Raw genomic sequence first — 19,491 nt, forward strand, 5'->3', positions numbered from 1 at the left:
GACGGCTCAGAAAATCACCGGCGGGGCGTCCAGCACGGTTTCGTCCACCCTCCGGTCCACCCACTGTGTGAACGGTGTGTCGAGTTCGTACTTGCCCAGGCTGTTGCGCACCAGCATGCGGACCTCGGCGTTTTCGGGGTTGTTCAGCGACTCGAAATACTCCACGGACCAGTGGAACCAGCGCATGCAGAACAGGCGCATGGTCAGCCCGTGCGTGACCAGCAGGGCGTTCGGGGAGTAGTCGGGCTTGGACCAGTGCCGGTACAGGGTCTCCATGAACGAGGAGATCCGGTCGTAGACGTCGGAGCCGGACTCGCCCTCCCGGAAGCGGTAAAAGAAGTGGCCATAGGCGTTGCGGAGTTCCTTCTGGTCCTCGATGTCGCCGGAAATCTGGAAGTTGGCCCAGTCCTGTTCGCGCAGCCGCGGTTCCTCGATCACCCGCTCCGTCAGATGGCCAAGATCCAGTGCCTCAAGGGTCTGGTAGGCGCGCAGGTACGGTGAGACGTAGACGCTCACCTGCCGGCCGTCCAGCTCGCGCCGGATGCGTTCCCCGGCGGCTTTCGCCTGCTCCAGGCCAAGCTCTGTCAGCGGAATCCGGTAGTCGGGCACCCTGTTGTAAATGGAGGTATCCGCGTTGGCCGCCGACTGGCCGTGCCGGATCATGATGATTTTCCCGGGAGCGCTCATAGTTCCCCAGCATAGGGTCAGCCCGCGGCCGGACAGGAACCGACTGGCTGACAGGAAAGTACCAGCCGGTGCAGGCAAGATAGGAACATGTTGGTTCCCTCCCGCCGTCGGCTGCGGTTCGAAGTCTGGATCGTCCTTGGGCTGTCGCTCGGCCAGTCCGCCGTCTACTCCGTGGTGCAGCTGCTGGACAAAATGACCCGGGCACCGCTGGCGCAGGGGACGTCCACCCTGAACAGGTCGCAAAGCACGCGGGAGTACTTCGACCTCACCTACCAGCTGCTGGACATCATCTTCGCCCTGGTGCCGGTCCTGCTGGTGATCTACTTTCTGACAGACCAGCGCCAGGCGAAGGCCGGAGGCGGGCACGAGGCCGGCTCGGCGTTCCGGAAGCTGGGATTCAACTTTGCCCGGCCGGGCAGGGACCTGCTGCAGGGGCTCGGGCTGGCCGCCCTGATCGGGATCCCGTCGCTGGGCCTCTACGCCGCGGGGCGTGCCCTGGGCATTACGACGGCGATCATCCCCAGCGGTCTGGACGCCTACTGGTGGACGGTGCCCGTGCTGATACTGTCCGCACTGCGCCACGCGGTCGTGGAGGAGGTCATTGTGGTGGGCTACCTGCTGGACCGGTTCGGCAAGTTCGGCTGGTCCGTGCCGCTGGCGATTTTTGTGTCCGCAATGCTCCGCGGCAGCTACCACCTGTACCAGGGGTTCGGACCATTCATTGGAAACGCCATCATGGGCGTGGTCTTCGCCTGGATCTACACCAGGACCCGGAGGGTGATGCCGCTCGTCATCGCGCACGCCTTGCTGGACATCGTCGCGTTCGTCGGGTTCAGCCTGTTCGGCAAAGCGGTTGGCCTGGGCTAGGAAGCGCCCGGCCCTTAAAAGTGATTCGGCCGCCATCGGCGGGTGACGTCATTGGCACCCGCTGATGGCGGCCGAAGTGAAGGGCGGAGAGTGCGTCAGATGGTGACGGCGCCCGCTGCGGTTTCGAACGTGACCGAGAGAATGCCCGGCGTTCCGTGCGGGGCGACCCAGTTCACGGCGACGTCCTCCAGCGGCCTTTCGACGGGCTCGCCGAGCCACTCGGTCACGCGCTCGGCAGAGCCCGCGATCGTGAGGCTGGACATCTTCACATTGCTGTCATAGGCGTTGGACGGGTGCAGCTCCGCATCGCCCTCCCACTTCAGCATGTAGGGGACCTGCGGGTCCGCGATTAGGCCCAGGATGCCGATCTGCTTCCAGACAAGCTCCCGGCCGTCGGGGAACTTGCGGTTGCCGTTGACCGCGGAGCGGCCCAGGCGTTCCTCGAATGGGGCGAGGTCGTCAACTTCGACGCACCAGCCCATCCAGCCGCCGCCCGCCGCGGACCGGGCCCGGACGGCCTGGCCGAACGGTGCCTTGTCCGACGCCGGGTGGTCCAGTACCTCAACAACCTCGAGGTACTTGTGGCCGGCCAGGGGAATGATCATGTTCCGGGTCCCAAACCGGGGGTGCACCCCGCCCTTTACGGCTTCGACGCCGAGGGCAGAGGAGATACGTTCGGTGGTGGCCGCCAGGCCATCGTGTTCACAGGCGTAAGAGACGTGATCCATGCGCATGACCTCATCTTGGCACTTTGTGAGGTGGCTCTCAGCTTAGGTGCACCTAACCTTGCGAAAAGTCCATACTTTGACGAAGTTCTTCACAAAGCTGTGCGCGTAACAGTCCCATTCCTACACTGATCGCAGGTCATGAGTGCCAGCGAAGAAAGCCCCGGCTCGCTGGCCGGCAACCCTCCAACCGCGGCGGGGTGCCCCGGGTGAAGACCTGGCTGCGCGGCGCCCGCCGTGCGGCAAGCGCGGGCCTGTGCCGGGACCAGCACACGCCCTTCAGCAGAGGAGCCTCATGTCCAACGCATGGTCATTCGAAACCCGCCAGATCCATGCCGGCCAGGCGCCGGACGGCACCACCGGCGCCCGGGCACTGCCGATCTACCAGACGACGTCGTTCGTCTTCCCCAGCGCCGAGAGTGCAGCGGACCGCTTTGCGCTGGCCGAGATCGCACCCATCTACACGCGGATCGGCAACCCTACCCAGGACGCCGTCGAACAGCGCATCGCCAGTCTGGAAGGAGGGCTTGCGGCACTGCTCCTGAGCTCGGGCCAGGCCGCCGAAACGTACGCCATCCTTAACATCGCCGAAGCCGGCGACCACGTTGTTGCCAGCCCCAGCCTCTATGGCGGTACCTACAACCTGCTGGCACACACGCTGAAGAAGTTCGGAGTCTCCGTCACCTTCGTGGCAGACCCGGACAACCTGGAGCAGTGGCGCGACGCCGTGCGGCCGAACACCAAGCTCTTCTTTGCCGAGGTGGTGTCGAACCCCCGGCAGGACGTGCTGGACATCGAAGGCGTTGCCCGGACAGCGCACGAGGCCGGCGTGCCGCTGATCGTGGACAACACCCTGTCCACGCCCTACCTCATCCGCCCGCTCGAGTGGGGTGCGGACATCGTGGTGCACTCGGCCACCAAATACCTCGGCGGGCACGGTGCCGCCATTGCCGGCGTCATCGTGGATTCAGGCAACTTCGACTTCGGCAAGGACCCGGAGCGTTTCCCCGGCTTCAATACACCGGACCCCACCTACAACGGGCTGGTCTACGCCCGGGACCTCGGCGCCGGCGGCGCCCTGGGAGCCAACCTGTCCTACATCCTCAAGGCCCGCGTCCAGCTGCTCCGCGACCTGGGCTCCGCGGTGTCCCCGTTCAATGCCTTCCTCATCGCGCAGGGCCTGGAAACCCTGAGCCTTCGGGTGGAGCGCCACGTGGCCAACGCAGCAGCCGTGGCCGGCTGGCTGGAAGCCCGGGAAGACGTGGAGTCCGTGGCCTACGCCGGGCTGCCGTCCAGCCCCTGGTACGAGCGCGGCCTGAAGTACGGGCCCAAGGGCACCGGCGCGGTGGTGGCCTTTACGCTGGCCGGCGGCGCCGAGGCCGGAAAGCGCTTCGTGGATGCCCTGGAACTGCACTCCCACGTGGCAAACATTGGCGACGTCCGCTCCCTCGTCATCCACCCGGCGTCGACCACCCACAGCCAGCTCACGCCGGAGCAGCAGGCCGTGGCGGGGGTTGCCCCCGGCCTGGTCCGGCTGTCGGTGGGCCTGGAGCACATCGATGACATCCTGGCCGACCTCGACGCCGGATTCCGCGCGGCAAAGGGCGCCTGACTTCCCGCGCTGCCGGTGTGGCTCCCGGCCGGTGAGGGGCCGGGAGTCACACAGCCGTCACATTCTTAGCGCAGATGTCCGCCTGTTTCGTAAACTGGGCAACAGGTCATGAGTGCCAGCGACAGCCCCGGCTTGCTGGCCGGCAACCCTCCTTCCGCGGTGGGGTGCCCCGGGTGAAGACCTGGCCTGCCGGACAGCTGCCGGCGGGCAAGCGCGTAGAAGAGGTTTACCTATGACGATTTCTGTCAGCACTGATGTACCCGCCGCCGTAGTACCGAACGGCAAGGCTCCGCAAGGCACGGCTGGGAGCAGCACTGTTCCGCATGGCACCGTCCCCACTAGCACTGTTCCGAATGGCACCGTCCCCAACGGCACTGTCCAATACGTCAACATCGGCAGCCTGGAACTCGAGGCCGGGGGATTCCTGCCGGACGTGACCCTGGCCTACGAAACCTGGGGAACGCTCAACGAGGACGGCTCCAACGCCATCCTCGTTCAGCATGCCCTCACCGGGGACACGCACGTGACCCGGGGCGGCGCGGGAACTGAAGAGGGCTGGTGGGAACAGCTCGCCGGGCCCGGTGCGCCGGCGGACACCGACAGGTTCTTCGTCATTTCCATTAACATCCTGGGTGGCTGTTACGGGTCCACCGGGCCGTCGTCGACAGCTCCGGACGGCAAGCCCTGGGGTTCACGCTTTCCGCTGGTGACGCTGAGGGATTCCACGGCGGCCGAGGCGCGGCTGGCTGACCGGCTCGGCATCAGCAGCTGGCATGCTGTGGTGGGCGGCTCCATGGGCGGGGCGCGCGCCCTCGAATGGGCAGTAACTTTCCCGGAACGGGTGCGGCGCTGCGGTGTCATCTCCGTCGGTGCCAGGAGCACGGCCGAACAGATCGCGTTCGCGCAGGCACAGACGCTTGCCATTCGGCAGGACCGCCACTTCAACGGCGGCGACTACTACGGCGGACCGGAACCCGCGGATGGCCTGGCGCTCGCTCGGCGGATTGCCCACATCACCTACCGGTCTGCCTACGAACTCGATTTCCGGTTCGGCAGGAACGCCCAGGCCGCTGAACAGCCGCTGCAGGCCGATGCCCTGGCGGGCCGCGGCCGTTACCAGGTGGAGAGCTACCTCGACCACCAGGGCAACAAACTGGTCCGGCGCTTCGACGCCAACAGCTACATCGCCCTGACGGAAGCGCTCATGAGCCACGACGTCACCCGCGGGCGGGGAACGCTCAAGGAGACCCTCGCCCGGACCACCGCCGACTTCTTCGTGGCCGCCGTGGAGTCGGACCGTCTGTACTTTCCCGCCCAGTCGCAGGAACTGGCCGAGTCCCTGCCTGGAACAGTGGATGTCCATATGATCGATTCCCCGATCGGCCACGACGGCTTCCTCACGGAGATCGGCCAGCTGAACGCCCAGCTCAGGGCGCACCTCCTCAACTGACCTCAGGCCCGCTCCACGCGGCCGGGGCCGGCCGTGCCGTGACAACGCCAACGCAGCTTGTGTGCATAAATGCAGATGGGCCCTGCACTATTTGGCGTTGAGCTTGCTTCATCGGCAGACCATACTCGTTGAATCCGGCGTTCGTGGTGTGCATCACACACCCGTCGCCATCGACCGGTCCCCGTGGCGTCGAGGAAGACGCCGAAGGAGTTTGCAATGAGTACGGAAAGCTCCGCCGCAAGGCGTGTAGAGGAAACCGACGTCAAGGCCTCAGGCCTCAAGAAAGTTGTCACGGCATCCATGGCCGGCACCGTCGTGGAGTGGTATGAGTTCTTCCTCTACGCTTCGGCTGCCACCCTGGTCTTCGGCAAGACCTTCTTCCCCAACGCCGGCACCGAGCTGGACGGCATCATCGCCGCCTTCCTCACGTACGCCGTCGGATTCGTTGCCCGCCCGATCGGCGGCATCGTCTTCGGCCACTTCGGCGACAAGTTCGGCCGCAAGCAGCTGCTGCAGCTGAGCATCATCCTGGTGGGCGTCTCCACCTTCCTGATGGGCTGCCTGCCGACGTTCCAGCAGATCGGTTACTGGGCGCCCGCACTCCTGGTGTTCCTGCGGTTCGCGCAGGGCTTCGCCGTCGGCGGCGAATGGGGCGGCGCGGTTCTCCTCGTCGCCGAGCACAGCCCCAGCAAGTCCCGCGGCTTCTGGGCCAGCTGGCCGCAGTCGGCCGTACCCATGGGCAACCTGCTCGCCACGGCGGTGCTGTTCATCCTGTCCTCGACGCTGACCCAGGAAGCCTTCCTTGGCTGGGGCTGGCGCGTAGCGTTCTGGCTCTCCGCGGTGATCGTCCTGATCGGCTACTACATCCGCACCAAGGTCAATGACGCCCCGATCTTCCTCGAAGCCCGCAAAGAGGTCGAGGCCGGGCACAAGGGCTACGGCGTTGCCGAGGTCTTCAAGCGCTACCCGCGTGGCGTCTTCACCGCCATGGGCCTGCGCTTTGCGGAAAACATCCTCTACTACCTCGTGGTGACGTTCTCCATCACCTACCTCAAGACCGTGGTCCAGGCCGACACGACGCGGATCCTGCTGCTGCTGCTGGTGGCCCACGCCGTGCACTTCGTTGCCGTTCCGCTGGTGGGCAAGCTGTCGGACCGCTTCGGCCGCAAGCCCGTCTACATGGCCGGCGCAATCCTGGGCGCCACCTGGGGCTTCTTCGCCTTCCCGATGATGGAAACCGGGAACGACATGATTATCCTGGCGTCCATCATGATCGGCCTGCTGTTCCACGCGCTCATGTACGCCGGCCAGCCGGCGATCATGGCCGAAATGTTCCCCACCCGGATGCGTTACTCCGGCGTCTCCCTGGGCTACCAGGTGACCTCCATCGTCGCCGGTTCGCTGGCCCCGATCATCGCCGCATCGCTCCTTTCCACCTACAAGTCCTCCGTTCCGGTGGCCATCTACCTGCTCATCGCCTGCGCCATCACCGCCGTCGCTGTGTTCTTCCTGAAGGAGACCCGTGGCGTCTCGCTCCACGACGTGGACGCGGCCGACGCCCAGGGCACTGCCGACCTGCTCGCGGCGAGCAAGAAGTAGACCGGCTTCAGCCCCAAGCTACGAGCATTCAGCAGCTGCCCGGACCGCCATGCGCGCGGGCCGGGCAGTTGCCGGTTCACCGACACCAAGGATTTCCATGAAAGCAGCAGTCCTCTACTCGACCGTCGCCAAGGCCGACACTGCACCGCCGAAGCCCAGCTACGCGGACGCCCGGCCCCTGGTGGTGCAGGAGCTGGAGCGGCCGGAACCGCGCGCCGGTGAGCTGGGCGTTGCCATCACCTACTCAAGCCTGTGCCATTCGGATCTTTCCGTGGTGGACGGTTCGCGGGTCCGGCCCCTTCCCATGGCGCTGGGCCACGAGGCGGTGGGGCGCGTCGTGTCCGTCGGCGCCGGTGTGTCCGACGTGTCGGTTGGAGACCACGTGGTGCTGGTTTTCGTGCCGAGCTGCGGGGACTGCCGCGCGTGCCGCGCCGGCCGTCCTGCGCTCTGCCACCGGGCGGCGGAGGTCAACGGCTCCGGCGACCTGCTGCACGGCGAGGCCCTGCTGCGGACGCCGTCGGGGGAGCGGATCAACCACCACCTGGGGGTTTCGGCTTTCGCCGACTATGCCGTGGTGGCCCGGGAATCGGTGGTGGTGATTGACGACGACGTCCCGGACACCGTTGCGGCGATGTTCGGTTGCGCTGTGCTCACCGGAATGGGAGCGGTGCTGAACACCGCCGCTGTCACGGCCGGCCAGTCGGTGGCCGTCTTTGGGCTCGGGGCGGTAGGCCTATCCGCTGTCATGGCCGCCTCCCTCGCCGGGGCCGGCAGCGTGATCGCCATCGATCCCAATCCGGGCAAGCACCAGCTCGCCCTCGACTGCGGCGCCACCGTGGTGGGGACGCCCGACGACGCGGCCAGTCTTATCAGGGACGCCGCGGCCGCCGGCGACGGCGTCGACGTCGCCATCGAAGCGGTTGGCTCGGCCGGTGTGATTGCCGCCTGCCTCGGCCACGTGACGCGGGGCGGCGCCGTGGTTTCGGTCGGACTTCCCCACCCGTCAGCCGAGCTGACCGTGCCGGCGTTGCAGTTCGCGGGAGCCGGCAAACGGCTCCTCGGGTCCTACATGGGCGACGCCGTTCCCGCGCGGGACATCCCGCTGTACCTGGGCTACTGGCGCGAGGGCAGGCTGCCGGTGGAGCTGCTGCACACCGACACCAGGCCGCTCACCGAGATCAACGAGGGGCTGGATGCGCTGGCATCAGGGCAGGTGGTACGGCGCCTGTTCCAGGCCTGAACGGAGGCACACCCGAACCGGGCGCAGGCCTGACGCCAGGGGTGCCGGCGCCCGCGTCAGCCCGCCAGCACTCCTGCCCGTGCCTTCACTTCCTCCTTGAGTGACGCAACGACCGCCTGCACCGCGGCCGAGCGGAGGGATTCCGGCCGTGCCACCGCCCAGATGGGGAGCTGGCGCTCGAAGTCATCGGCGAGCACCGGAACGAAGCCCGGCTGCCCCGCCACCATGAAGTTCGGCAGCAGCCCGATGCCTGCGCCCTGCCGCACTGCCTCCATCTGGGCGAACACACTCGTGGCCTGGAAGCTCGAAGAGGGCATGGGCAGCTGTGAGGACCAGCGGTGCCCCAGCTCCGCCACCTGGAGCGCAGACTCAACGTAAGAGACAAAGCCGTGCTGCCCGACGTCGTCGAGCGTTTCCGGCAGACCGTGCTCCGCGGCGTAGCCGGGGCTGGCGTAGAGGCGCAGGTAGTAGTTGCTCAGGAAGATGGTCTGGGCGTTGCTGACGTCGGTCCGGCCCACCACGATCTCCAGGTCCACGCCGGATCTGTTCTGGCTGACCTTCCGCGTGGCGCTCAGCATCTCGATGTTCAGCTGCGGGTTCTGCTGCTGCAGCCGCACCAGCGCGGGCGTGACCAACACCGCTCCTACGCCGTCCGTCGTCGCCACACGCACCAGCCCTGACAGGGCGCTTTGGTCCTGGCTGATCAGGCCGGAGAGCGATCCGAGGGTGCTCTCGATGGCCTCCGCCGCCTCCACTGCCGACGCGCCGAGCTGGGTCAGTTCCCAGCCGTGGGGGCTGCGTTCGAGAGTTCGCCCGCCCAGCTGCCTGTCCAGGGCGAGGATCCGGCGGGAGATCGTGGTGTGGGTGGTGCCCAGCGTTTCCGCCACCGCGTTGAACCTGCCCAGGCGCGCCACTGTCAGCAGGATCAGCAGGTCGTCCGGGCTGGGAAGCCGCCTCTGGTCCACGGCAAGCCTTTCATCAGTGTTCAGCGGTGTGCATCGGTGCACATACCGTCTGTAATTTTTCCCCTTGATTGCACTCTAGCAGGGTGTGATGGTGGACACAGACCTTCCGGCCCGCACGGCCGGATCCGAAGCAAAGGAGCTTGCAAAATGGCAGTAATCGGTTGGATCGGCCTCGGAAACATGGGCGGTTTCATGTCCGCCAACCTGGCAAAGGCCGGGCACGATGTCCGCGGCTTCGACCTCAACCCCGCGGCGCTCGCCGCGGCCGAGGAAGCCGGCGTGAAGCCGGCCGGCAGCATTGCCGAGGCCGTAGCCGGCGCCGACGTGGTGTTCACCATGCTGCCCAAGGGTGAGCACGCCCGCGCGGTCTACCTGGGCGAGGACGGCGTCCTCGGCCATGCTGACACCCGCACGCTGCTGGTGGACTCCTCCACCATCGATATCGCGTCGGCCCAGGAACTGCACGACGCCGCTGCTGCCGCCGGCTTCCGCTTTGTGGACGCCCCGGTGTCCGGCGGCATGAGCGGGGCCAAGGCAGGGACGCTGACCTTCATGGTGGGCGGCGAGGAGGGTGCCGTCGCAGACGCCACCGGCTACATCCGCCCGATGGCAGCCAACATCATCCCCACCGGCGGCGCCACCACCGGGCAAGCGGCCAAAATCTGCAACAACCTGATGCTCTTCATCAACCTGGCGTCCACCGCCGAAGGTGCCGTCCTGGCTGACAGGCTGGGCCTGGACAAGCAGGTCTTCTGGGACATCGCGTCCGTTTCCTCGGGCGACTCCTGGGCGCTGCGGACCTGGTACCCGGTGCCCGGGGTGGTCCCCACCGCCGCCTCCAACAACGACTTTGCGCCCACCTTCACCACTGAACTGGCGAACAAGGACATCGGCCTTGCCATCAGCGCCGCCGAGGACACCGGCACACCGCTCGAGATCGGCAAGCACGTCCAGCAGCTGTTCCAGCAGCTCATCGACGCCGGCGAAGCGGGCAAGGACTGCTCCATGATCATCAAGCTCGCCGACGGCTCGCTGGACTCCGCCAAGTAGCACTGCCGCCACATCTTCCCGCATTCTGAAACACGAAAGAGACGTCCCTTGGAAACCATTCCGCATTTCATCAACGGCAACCGCGTCAGCGACGCCGAACGCTTCGGTCCCGTCTTCAACCCCGCCACCGGCGAGCAGGAGAAGCAGGTCCCCCTCGCCTCGGCGGCGCGGACCGAGGAGGCCATCGCGGCCGCCCGTGCCGCGCTGCCGGCGTGGCGGGCCACCAGCCTGGCCAAGCGCACCAACATCTTCTTCCGGGTCCGCGAGATCCTGAACCAGCGCAAGCCCGAGCTCGCAGCGATTCTCACCAGCGAGCACGGCAAGGTCCTCTCCGACGCCGCGGGTGAAATTTCCCGCGGCCTGGAAAACATCGAGTTCGCCACCGGCCTGTCCCACATGCTCAAAGGTGAGCGCTCCGAGCAGGTCTCCAGCGGCGTCGACGTCCACTCTGTGCGCCAGCCGGTGGGCGTCGTGGCCTGCATTACCCCGTTCAACTTCCCGGCCATGGTGCCGCTGTGGATGATCGGCAGCGCCCTGGCCTGCGGCAATACCGTGCTGCTGAAGCCCAGCGAGAAGGATCCGTCGGCCGCCATCTTCATTGCCGAGGCCTTTGCCGAAGCGGGACTGCCCGCCGGCGTGCTGAACGTGGTGCAGGGGGACAAGGAAGCCGTTGACGTCCTGCTCGAGCACCCCGACGTGAAAGCGGTGAGCTTCGTGGGCTCGACGCCCATCGCGCAGTCGATCTACAAGCGGGCGGCCGACCACGGCAAGCGGGTCCAGGCCCTGGGCGGCGCGAAGAACCACATGGTGGTGCTGCCCGACGCCGACCTGGACATGGCGGCAGACGCTGCCGTTTCCGCGGCCTACGGTTCGGCGGGTGAACGCTGCATGGCCGTCAGCGTCCTGGTGGCGGTGGGCAACATCGCCGACGACCTGGTGCAGGCGATCTCCAGCCGGATGGCGGGCCTGAAGATCGGCCCGGGAACCGATCCGGCCTCCCAGATGGGTCCGCTGATTACCGGGGAGCACCGGGACCGTGTGGCCTCCTACGTTGCGGGAGCGGAAAACGAAGGTGCCACCGTGGTCGTTGACGGGCGCTCGCAGGAGTTCGATTCGAACGGCTTCTTCATCGGCGTCAGCCTGGTGGACCATGTGAAGCCGGGCATGAAGGTGTACGACGACGAGATCTTCGGCCCGGTCCTGTCAGTCGTCCGCGTCGACACTTACAGCGACGCCGTCCGGCTGGTCAACGAGAACGAGTTCGGTAACGGCACGGCCATCTTCACCCGCGACGGCGGTGCCGCACGGCAGTTCGAGTTCGACGTCGACGCCGGCATGGTGGGCGTCAATGTGCCCATTCCGGTCCCCGTGGGCACCTTCTCGTTCGGCGGCTGGAAGAACTCCCTGTTCGGCGACACCCACATGTACGGCCCGGACAGCATCCGGTTCTACACCCGTGGAAAGGTGGTTACCACGCGCTGGCCTGACCCGTCCACCTCGGTCATTGACCTCGGCTTCCCGCAGATCGACTAGACTCGATTCTCGGTTTACATCAAAACTTGAATTCGGGCCGGTCAAGACCGTCCCGGGCCTCAGCCCGCGTCCCGCAGCCACAAGCAGCGGTACGCGGGCTGTTCCTTTTCCGGCGCGGACGGTCGCTTGAGAGCCCAAACCGCGCACCGCCGTCGTACTCCCTGCCCCTAATAACTGGAGTTTTTGTCCAGATAATGGCCTCAGGCGGGGCGTTAGCGGCCATTATCTGGACAAAAACTCCGGCTCAGCGGGAGCTATCCCTCGGTCTACCCGTTCATGATGTCGTTGCGCCGGGCCATGTACTCCTCCATGGAGAGCTGGCCTTCGCTGTACTGCTGGTCCAGTTCCGCCAGTTTCCGTGCACGGAACCCCTGGGGAGCGGACGGCGGCGGGGGAGTCGAGGGTGCAGGTCCGGTGGCAGGAGACGGATTTTGCTGTGGCTGGGGCGGGTTGGCATGGTATTCCGGGCTGTCCTCATAGGGAACCTGTCCCTGCTGCCAGGACGGCGCGCCGGTGACGCCAGGACCGGGCTGGTTGGGATACTGCTGGTTCGGATACTGCGGGTTCTGCTGATCCGGGTAAGGCTGGTTCAGGGGCGGAAACTCGTCCCTGCCACCGCGCTGGGGGAATCCCAAGCCGCCGCCGAAGTAGTCCTGCTGCGTGTAGCCATCCCGCGGCCGGTTGTCCGGACGGCCCTGGAACGGGCCTCCGAACGGGCTGCCCGGCTGGTTGCCGAACTGGTCGGGTCCCTGACCGGGAAACTGGCCCGGGTACTGTCCGGGCAGGCCGGGCCCCTGGTTGCGCTGTTGGACTGACCGCCGGTACATCCGCATGCCCATGGGAATCAGGACGGCCAGAATGATGATCCAGAAAAACAAGTCGAACACGGTGAAGCCTCCCGGTGAGTGTCCATTCCAGCTTAGTCCTGTCAGGAAACCCGCCAGGATTCCGGGACCGCCCGGCTGTACCGGAAGGCCGCGCTGGAACTCAGGAACCCGCCGGAATCCGGACAGTCGGCACTTCGAGGAAGTCCGCGTACCGGGCTACAGCAGTCTCCAAGGCCTGCTCGGCAGCGTCTCCCAGCGGCCGGGAGAGGCGGATGTCGAGTTCGCAGCGCTGCGCGGCGGACCCGCGCCGGACCAGCGAGTGCCGCCAGGAGCCCGCCAGCATTCCGTCCGCCAGGACCACATGCATGGGAGTGTCGCCAAAGGGATAGGCGGGCGCCGTTCCGCCGAAGTAATGCCGTGAAACCGAATAGCCCATGATGTATTCGTCGTAGCACTGGACCAGATCCATCTGCGGCCGCCCATTCCGGGCCCGCTCCGGTTCCAAGCGCCGCCCCGGTCCGCCACCGTGCAATGTCTCCCCTGCGGAATCCGGAGGCCGAAGGTAGAAGTCCGCCCCGTCGAAGCTGGCCGCAACGATGGCGCCCGGAGCGATCTCCTCCGCCAGCGCCAGCCCCTTGCGCACATCAGTCATCGTGAGTCCGGACCAGTCCGCGCAGTCCCGGACCGTGGCAGGCCCGCGGCTCCCGAAATACCTCAGCGCCAGGGCCGCCAACGACTCCTCCCGGGAGGGCATGGCAGCCGGTGCGGCCCCGGCGACGCGCTCATCGAACGCCGCATACGTCTGCCGCAGCGCGCCGCCGGGACTTCTCACGGCCGCGCCGCTCACCAGCACCCCGCTGATTTCGGCATGCATGATCAGGTACGCGAGGACGAGTCCCTGCGCGGCGAAGCCGGCACCCTGAAGTCTGACGGCCAGTTGCTCACGGGTGAGATGCACCCCGCCGGCCACCGCTTCCGCGAGCACCTCGGCGCTCCTGGTCGCCGCCTCACTGTCGATCCCGGTGCTGCGGTAGGTGCCGCCATTCGCCTGGTGCAGCCGGGGTGCGGACAGGGCCCGCAGCCACGGCAGGTCATCGCGGTGCACAAAATGCCAGGTGGGCCGCAGGATGTGGGTCCGGAGAATGCGGCCGTCGGCAAGTGCCTGCTCCACATCGGCGGCCGTCGCGCCAGCGGTCCGCTGGGCCAGGGACCATCGCGCATAGGGGAACTCCTGCGCCTGGACGGCCAGCAGGTTCTTCACGGCTTCCTCCGCCGTGGCCGCCCGCGGCTCCCTCAGCTGTTGGCCGGCCAGTCGTATCCGCAGCACCTCATGGGGTTCCATGCCCGACGCCGCTCCTCACCGTTGTCAGTTCGGTCACCTTGGGAGTTCCATCCTGTACCGCCGCCGCCTGGCTACGCCACCGTAGGTTGCTACCAGTGGGTAACTGTAAGAATGGAGCCATGACTTTAGCCGACTCCTTTCCTGCCCCCGTTGTTCTGTGGTCCAAGCCTGAGGAAGCCAGGGCCGGCAAGCCATTGCTCGTCCTGCTGCACGGCTACGGCGCGAACGAGCAGGACCTCCTCAGCCTGGCTGACATGCTCCCGGACGAGTTCACGGTTGCATCGGTCCGGGCCCCCATCGCCATGGGGCCGGGCTTTTCCTGGTTCCCGCTGACGGGGTCGATCGAATATTCCGTGGACGCCGTCAAGGACGCGTCGGCGTACCTGCTGGACTGGCTGGACACGGTCAAGGCCAGCCACCCCTCCGTCACGCTGCTCGGGTTCTCGATGGGGATGGCCATGGCCACCACGCTGCTGCGTCAGCGGCCCGCGGACTTCGCCGCCGTCGTCGGACTTTCAGGTTTTGTGGTTAACGCGGAGTCCGACGGCGAGTTCCGCGACGCCGAGCTGGACGGAACAGTGCCGCTGTTCTGGGGCCGGGACCAGCAGGATCCGGTCATCACGCCGGACAAGATCGAATACACGATGGGCTGGGTGCGCAAGCACGTGAAGCTGACCAAGGTCCTCTACACCGGCATGTGGCACGGCATCAACGCCCAGGAGATCGGGCACGTGTCCGAGTTCCTCACCCACGAGGTCCTGAACAAGTAGGCCCCTACCAGGGAAGCAAACTACTACCCCTGAGGAGCGCTGACCCGGACGGTCTGGCCGTTCACCGTCACGGTGTCGCCGTTGTGAAGCTGCCGGCCGCGACGGTCGTCGATCTCGCCGTTGACCTTGACCAGGCCGTTCTTGATCAGCTCCGTTGCCTCCACACCGTCCTCCACGAGGTTGGCGAGCTTCAGGAGCTGGCCCAGGCGGATCATGGTGTCGCGGATGGTGATCTCTTCGATTTCCGGGTTGCTCATACCAGTAATGATGCCTGACGTAAGGTGAAACGAATGACCCATGCACCCCGGCTGCCGCTTGCCGTCGGCCTCCCGATGGCCGTGGCCTCCGGCCTTGCCATTCCCGTCCAGGGACGGATCAACGGGGCACTTGGTGCACGCCTCGGTGACGGCATTGCCGCCGCCGTCGTCAGTTTCAGCACCGGGCTGATCGTGATGGTCGTCGTGTCCCTGCTGGCGCCCCGCGGGCGGGCCGGCCTCGCACGAATCCTGCCCGCGCTGCGTGAACGCCGCTTCCCGCCGTACTACGCGCTCGCAGGCGGCATTGGTGCATTCTTTGTCTTCGCGCAGTCCTTCACCGTGGGGCTGCTGGGCATCGCCCTCTTCACCGTGGCAACCGTCACCGGACAGACACTCAGCGGACTCCTTGTGGACCGCCTGGGCATCGGTCCGGCAGGCAAGAAGTCGGTGACCGGCATCCGGGTCATCGGCTGCATCCTCACCATCGCCGCCGTCTCTTGGGCGGTGTCACCCCGGTTCACCGGCGCGCTAGGTGCGGCGGGTGCGTCCGGTGCTTCCAACAGTGCGGCTGCCGGTGGGGTTGCCGACCCCGCGGCGCTGCTGCTGCCGGTCATCCTGCCGGTTCTCGCCGGTTTCCTCATGAGCTTCCAGCAGGCCATGAACGGCACCGCCACCGTGCACTACGGCACCCCGATCGCGGCAACGCTGGTGAACTTCATCGCGGGCAGCTGCGTGCTGTGGGTGGCCTGGTCCGTCAAGGTGGCCGTCGCCGGGCCGGCCAACCCGCTGCCGGCGGAATGGTGGTACTACCTCGGCGGGCCCATGGGCTGCGTGTTCATCGGCCTCGGCGCGCTGCTGGTGCGCAGCCTCGGGGTGCTGGTGACGGGTCTCGGCATGATTGCCGGCCAGCTGCTGGGGTCGCTCGGCCTGGACCTGCTGGCACCGACGCCGGGTACCGTGGTGGAGGCTGCCACGATCCTGGGGACCCTGCTGACCCTCGCTTCCATCGTCGTGGCCACCCTGCCCTGGCCCCGGGGCGCGTTCCGAAGGTGACGCGGTGCCTTCCGAAGGTGAAGCGGCGCGTTCCGAAGGTGAAGGGGCGCGTTCCGATGGTGACGGGGTGCCTGTCGGAAGTGATGCGGCGCTTTCCGCAGATGAGGGCGCCTTCCGGAGGCGGCTCCCGGTAGGCTAGGTCTCGCAGCTTCCTGCACTGTTTTCCCTTTCCCGCGCCCCCGCCCGGCATCCAGCCGCGGTCCAGGGCCACAGACACCGCGGACCGCACCCAGCGGCCCTGTAGAAATTGGAGTTCCCATGGCAGCAAAATCCGTCCTCGACCAGGTCATTTCCCTTTCCAAGCGGAGAGGCTTCGTTTTCCAGGCCGGCGAGATCTACGGAGGCTCGCGTTCCGCATGGGACTACGGACCCCTCGGTGCCGAGCTGAAGGAAAACATCAAGCGCCAGTGGTGGCAGTCCGTGGTGCGCGGCCGCGAGGACGTGGTGGGCCTGGACTCCTCCGTGATCCTGCCCCGCCAGGTATGGGAAGCCTCGGGCCACGTAGACGTCTTCTCCGACCCGCTCGTTGAGTGCCTCTCCTGCCACAAGCGCTACCGCGCCGACCACCTCGAAGAGGAATACGAGGAGAAGAAGGGCCGCCCGGCCGAGAACGGCCTCAAGGACATCGCCTGCGCCAACTGCGGAACCCGCGGTGAATGGACCGAGCCGCAGGAATTCTCCGGCCTCCTGAAGACCTTCCTGGGCCCGGTGGCCAGTGAGGAAGGCCTGCACTACCTGCGCCCCGAAACCGCGCAGGGCATCTTCGTGAACTTCAACAACGTGCTCACCACCTCCCGGAAGAAGCCGCCGTTCGGCATCGGCCAGATCGGCAAGTCCTTCCGCAACGAGATCACGCCCGGAAACTTCATCTTCCGCACCCGTGAGTTCGAGCAGATGGAAATGGAATTCTTCGTGGAGCCGGGAACGGACGAAGAGTGGCACCAGTACTGGATGAAGGAGCGCATGTCCTGGTACACCGGCCTGGGCATCCGCGAGGAGAACCTGCGCTTCTTCGAGCACCCGCTGGAAAAGCTCAGCCACTACTCCAAGGGCACCACGGACATCGAGTACCGCTTTGGCTTCCAGGGCTCCGAGTGGGGCGAGCTGGAAGGCATCGCCAACCGCACCGACTTCGACCTCTCCACGCACGCCAAGGCCTCCGGGACGGACCTCAGCTACTTCAACCAGGCCACCAACGAGCGGTTCACCCCGTACGTGATCGAGCCGGCCGCCGGCCTGACCAGGTCCTTCATGGCGTTCCTCATCGACGCCTACACCGAGGACGAGGCCCCCAACGCCAAGGGCGGCGTGGACGTCCGCACCGTGCTCAAGCTTGATCCGCGGCTCGCCCCGGTCAAGGCTGCAGTGCTGCCGCTCAGCCGCAACGAGGACCTCTCCCCGAAGGCCAAGGACCTGGGCACCCAGCTGCGCAAGAACTGGAACATCGACTTCGACGACGCCGGCGCCATCGGCCGCCGCTACCGCCGCCAGGACGAGATCGGCACCCCGTTCTGCATCACCGTGGACTTCGACACGCTCGAGGACCAGGCGGTCACCATCCGCGAACGCGACACCATGAGCCAGGAACGCGTGTCCCTGGACAAGGTGGAGGGCTACCTGGCCGCACGGCTGATCGGCGCCTAGCCGTGGCGATCCAATACCGTGAATGGCGCGAAGGCGACGACCTCGCGCTGCTGGAGGTCTGGGGCGACCCCGAAACCGATCAGGCGGGCCAGTTCCGCGGCACCCTCGCGCCCTCGGGCAACGCGCCGTGGCGGCGCTGCATCGTGGCCGAGGACGTCGTCGACGGCGAGGCCATCCCGGTCGCCGCCGGCGTGGTCCACGAGGCCAGCCTGCACCCGGAGCGGCTGTGGGTGTACGTCGAAGTGGCCCGGGACCACCGCCGGTCGGGCATCGGTTCCACGCTGCTCATGATGCTGCGCCGCGAGGCGGAAGGGTCGCCGTCGGGCGTTACCCGGCTGCGCTGCAAGGTGGAGCCGGGCACCACCGGTGCCGCCTTCGCGGAAGCTGCGGGGCTCACTCCGATCCAGCACACCCGGCTCGTCGTGGTGGAGCCGGCGGCCCTGAAGCTGCCGGTCTTCGGCGACGGTTCCGAGGAAGCGGCGTCGGAGCGCATCCAGGACCTGGCCACCGGTTCGGTGGAGCTGTCCGACGTCGTGGGACGGTACTACTCGTCCGTCCACGGCTGGGACAGCCCGGGGGAACTGGGCATCGGCACGGTGCAGCGGCTGTTCCTGGACGAGCTCAGCGGTGCGCATGGCGCGATCGTGCTCCGCGCCCCGAAAGCCAGCGCCTTCGGCTCAGGCGTGCCGGCAACCCGCAAGGGCAAGATCCAGGCCTTCGCGATCAGCTATGCACAGGGGAGTTCCGATCACCCCTCCGACGTGTTCGTCGGCCATGAGCCGGAGCTGGACGCCGACGAGGCCCAGGCCGCGGTCCGCGACCTGCTGGCACTCATCGCGTACCAATACCCGGTGCTCATGGAAGTGGACGATTCGATGACAGCGCTTCGCGCCGTCGTCGAGCCCCTGATGGAAGCGGGCAAGGCCCGGCGCCAGGGCTCGGAGACGTTCGTCGTCTCCGACTGACCCCAACTGTGTAGCACCCCAAGTAGGTAGCAGATCAGGGCGTTCCCAGCCTTGGGAACGCCCTGATCTGCTACTCAGTCGGGGGGATTTACCTCAGGGGCCGCTGTTGTTCGGGAAGAACGACGGCGGTCCCTCGCCAGGTCTGCGGCATCGAGCCTTTGGCGTTCCGCCCCTGAGATGGCGCCGCCGCCGAGGTCCGCCGGCATCCACCAGTCGCCGGGCTGCGCCGCCACGGGAAAGCTCGCGATGGCGGCGTCGATTCCCGCCTGGAGCGTCCTGCGGAGCCGTGCCGTTTCAGCCTCCGCGTCGATGCCCGCAGCCAAATGCACCGGCTCGCCGATATGCACCCGTACCGGAGCACGCCCGACGCGGTGCAACGGAAGGCCGTTGCCGCGGGTCAGGATCCGGTGGGCACCCCAGACGGAGACCGGAATGAGCGGCACGCCTGCCTCCGCCGCCATCCGCACGGCGCCCGTCTTGCATTCGCGGACCTTGAAGCTGCGGCTGACGCCGGCCTCGGGCAGGACGGCCAGGTAGTCGCCGGCACGGAGCCTGGCCACGGCGTCGTCGTACGCAGCAGTTCCCGAACCGTAGGGCACCACCACCTGGCCCGTTGCGCTGATGAAGGGACCCGCGAGCCAGTGGTCCGCGGCTCCCTGATGGATCATGAACCGCAGTTGCCCGCGGTTGTGCGCCCAAAACACCAGTTCGGCGGCGGCGAAGTCCAGATAGCCGAAGTGGGTGATGGCGACGACGGCGCCGGCTTTTCCCTCCGGCAGGTTTTCCTGTCCCGTCACCATCAGGCGGATCCCGAACAGCCACCGCAGGAATAGCCCTGCCCCTACGAGGAGGCGGTAGAAGCGGTTGCTGCCGGCCGGGGTCCAGGGCATGCGGTGCTGCCGGAT

At 66.9% G+C, this 19,491-nt stretch carries 18 protein-coding genes and 2 riboswitches; of the genes, 11 read left to right on the forward strand and 7 right to left on the reverse strand.

Annotated elements, in window-relative coordinates:
- Positions 1-6 precede the first annotated feature (6 nt).
- The gene (locus LFT45_RS07655; protein WP_236807791.1) at positions 7-687 is read right to left on the reverse strand and encodes a histidine phosphatase family protein; all 681 of its coding nucleotides are present in this window, start codon (positions 685-687) and stop codon (positions 7-9) included.
- An 87-nt stretch (positions 688-774) separates the two neighbouring features.
- Here LFT45_RS07655 and LFT45_RS07660 point away from each other — a divergent pair, with 87 nt between their 5' ends.
- On the forward strand, positions 775-1,554 hold the full coding sequence (locus LFT45_RS07660) for a CPBP family intramembrane glutamic endopeptidase (protein WP_236807792.1): 780 nt from the start codon (positions 775-777) through the stop codon (positions 1,552-1,554).
- Positions 1,555-1,649: 95 nt separating this feature from the next.
- Here the strand turns inward: LFT45_RS07660 and LFT45_RS07665 are convergent, their stop codons facing one another.
- Entirely contained in the window at positions 1,650-2,288 is a 639-nt protein-coding gene (locus LFT45_RS07665) for a VOC family protein (RefSeq protein ID WP_102970773.1), read from the reverse strand.
- Between the two features lie 128 nt (positions 2,289-2,416).
- A riboswitch (SAM riboswitch) is annotated at positions 2,417-2,534 on the forward strand.
- A gap of 40 nt (positions 2,535-2,574) precedes the next feature.
- On the opposite strand from LFT45_RS07665, the gene LFT45_RS07670 reads away from it, so the two are divergent.
- From LFT45_RS07670 to LFT45_RS07685, 4 genes are all read left to right on the forward strand, one after another.
- Positions 2,575-3,891 carry a bifunctional o-acetylhomoserine/o-acetylserine sulfhydrylase gene (locus tag LFT45_RS07670; protein WP_236807793.1) on the forward strand — a complete coding sequence of 439 codons (1,317 nt, stop codon included), beginning with the start codon at positions 2,575-2,577 and terminating at the stop codon, positions 3,889-3,891.
- A gap of 104 nt (positions 3,892-3,995) precedes the next feature.
- A riboswitch (SAM riboswitch) is annotated at positions 3,996-4,111 on the forward strand.
- Between the two features lie 12 nt (positions 4,112-4,123).
- On the forward strand, positions 4,124-5,341 hold the full coding sequence (metX, locus tag LFT45_RS07675) for a homoserine O-acetyltransferase MetX (RefSeq protein WP_236807794.1): 1,218 nt from the start codon (positions 4,124-4,126) through the stop codon (positions 5,339-5,341).
- Between the two features lie 216 nt (positions 5,342-5,557).
- The gene (locus LFT45_RS07680) at positions 5,558-6,940 is read left to right on the forward strand and encodes an MFS transporter (RefSeq protein ID WP_236807795.1); all 1,383 of its coding nucleotides are present in this window, start codon (positions 5,558-5,560) and stop codon (positions 6,938-6,940) included.
- Positions 6,941-7,037: 97 nt separating this feature from the next.
- A complete protein-coding gene (locus LFT45_RS07685; protein WP_236807796.1) occupies positions 7,038-8,180 on the forward strand; it encodes an alcohol dehydrogenase catalytic domain-containing protein in 1,143 nt (380 codons plus the stop codon).
- Between the two features lie 56 nt (positions 8,181-8,236).
- Here the strand turns inward: LFT45_RS07685 and LFT45_RS07690 are convergent, their stop codons facing one another.
- Entirely contained in the window at positions 8,237-9,145 is a 909-nt protein-coding gene (locus LFT45_RS07690; RefSeq protein WP_236807797.1) for a LysR family transcriptional regulator, read from the reverse strand.
- Between the two features lie 147 nt (positions 9,146-9,292).
- On the opposite strand from LFT45_RS07690, the gene mmsB reads away from it, so the two are divergent.
- The gene (gene mmsB, locus LFT45_RS07695; RefSeq protein WP_236807798.1) at positions 9,293-10,195 is read left to right on the forward strand and encodes a 3-hydroxyisobutyrate dehydrogenase; all 903 of its coding nucleotides are present in this window, start codon (positions 9,293-9,295) and stop codon (positions 10,193-10,195) included.
- Between the two features lie 48 nt (positions 10,196-10,243).
- Positions 10,244-11,728 (forward strand): CoA-acylating methylmalonate-semialdehyde dehydrogenase, encoded by a 1,485-nt coding sequence (locus LFT45_RS07700; protein ID WP_236807799.1) that lies wholly within the window; start codon positions 10,244-10,246, stop codon positions 11,726-11,728.
- Positions 11,729-11,994: 266 nt separating this feature from the next.
- Here the strand turns inward: LFT45_RS07700 and LFT45_RS07705 are convergent, their stop codons facing one another.
- Together LFT45_RS07705 and LFT45_RS07710 are read right to left on the reverse strand one after the other, a co-directional pair.
- On the reverse strand, positions 11,995-12,615 hold the full coding sequence (locus LFT45_RS07705) for a hypothetical protein (protein ID WP_236807800.1): 621 nt from the start codon (positions 12,613-12,615) through the stop codon (positions 11,995-11,997).
- Between the two features lie 100 nt (positions 12,616-12,715).
- The gene (locus LFT45_RS07710; protein ID WP_236807801.1) at positions 12,716-13,897 is read right to left on the reverse strand and encodes a winged helix DNA-binding domain-containing protein; all 1,182 of its coding nucleotides are present in this window, start codon (positions 13,895-13,897) and stop codon (positions 12,716-12,718) included.
- Between the two features lie 119 nt (positions 13,898-14,016).
- Between LFT45_RS07710 and LFT45_RS07715 the strand changes: the two genes are divergently transcribed.
- Positions 14,017-14,667, forward strand: coding sequence for an alpha/beta hydrolase (locus LFT45_RS07715; protein WP_236807802.1), 651 nt, complete (start codon positions 14,017-14,019; stop codon positions 14,665-14,667).
- A gap of 23 nt (positions 14,668-14,690) precedes the next feature.
- On the opposite strand, the gene LFT45_RS07720 is transcribed toward LFT45_RS07715, so the two are convergent.
- On the reverse strand, positions 14,691-14,924 hold the full coding sequence (locus LFT45_RS07720; RefSeq protein WP_111904576.1) for an RNA-binding S4 domain-containing protein: 234 nt from the start codon (positions 14,922-14,924) through the stop codon (positions 14,691-14,693).
- A 33-nt stretch (positions 14,925-14,957) separates the two neighbouring features.
- Here LFT45_RS07720 and LFT45_RS07725 point away from each other — a divergent pair, with 33 nt between their 5' ends.
- The 3 genes from LFT45_RS07725 (at position 14,958) to LFT45_RS07735 (ending at position 18,586) form a co-directional block, all read left to right on the forward strand.
- Positions 14,958-15,977: a DMT family transporter gene (locus LFT45_RS07725; protein ID WP_236807803.1), complete on the forward strand. Its 1,020-nt coding sequence runs from the start codon at positions 14,958-14,960 to the stop codon at positions 15,975-15,977.
- A 258-nt stretch (positions 15,978-16,235) separates the two neighbouring features.
- Positions 16,236-17,621 carry a glycine--tRNA ligase gene (locus tag LFT45_RS07730; RefSeq protein ID WP_102970794.1) on the forward strand — a complete coding sequence of 462 codons (1,386 nt, stop codon included), beginning with the start codon at positions 16,236-16,238 and terminating at the stop codon, positions 17,619-17,621.
- A gap of 2 nt (positions 17,622-17,623) precedes the next feature.
- Positions 17,624-18,586, forward strand: a complete 963-nt coding sequence (locus LFT45_RS07735; protein ID WP_236807804.1) for a GNAT family N-acetyltransferase — start codon at positions 17,624-17,626, stop codon at positions 18,584-18,586.
- A gap of 74 nt (positions 18,587-18,660) precedes the next feature.
- Here LFT45_RS07735 and LFT45_RS07740 read toward each other — a convergent pair whose 3' ends face one another.
- Positions 18,661-19,476 (reverse strand): lysophospholipid acyltransferase family protein, encoded by an 816-nt coding sequence (locus LFT45_RS07740; protein WP_236807805.1) that lies wholly within the window; start codon positions 19,474-19,476, stop codon positions 18,661-18,663.
- Positions 19,477-19,491 lie beyond the last annotated feature (15 nt).

Origin of the sequence: Arthrobacter sp. FW305-BF8, assembly GCF_021789315.1 — a bacterium.
Lineage (GTDB): Bacteria > Actinomycetota > Actinomycetes > Actinomycetales > Micrococcaceae > Arthrobacter.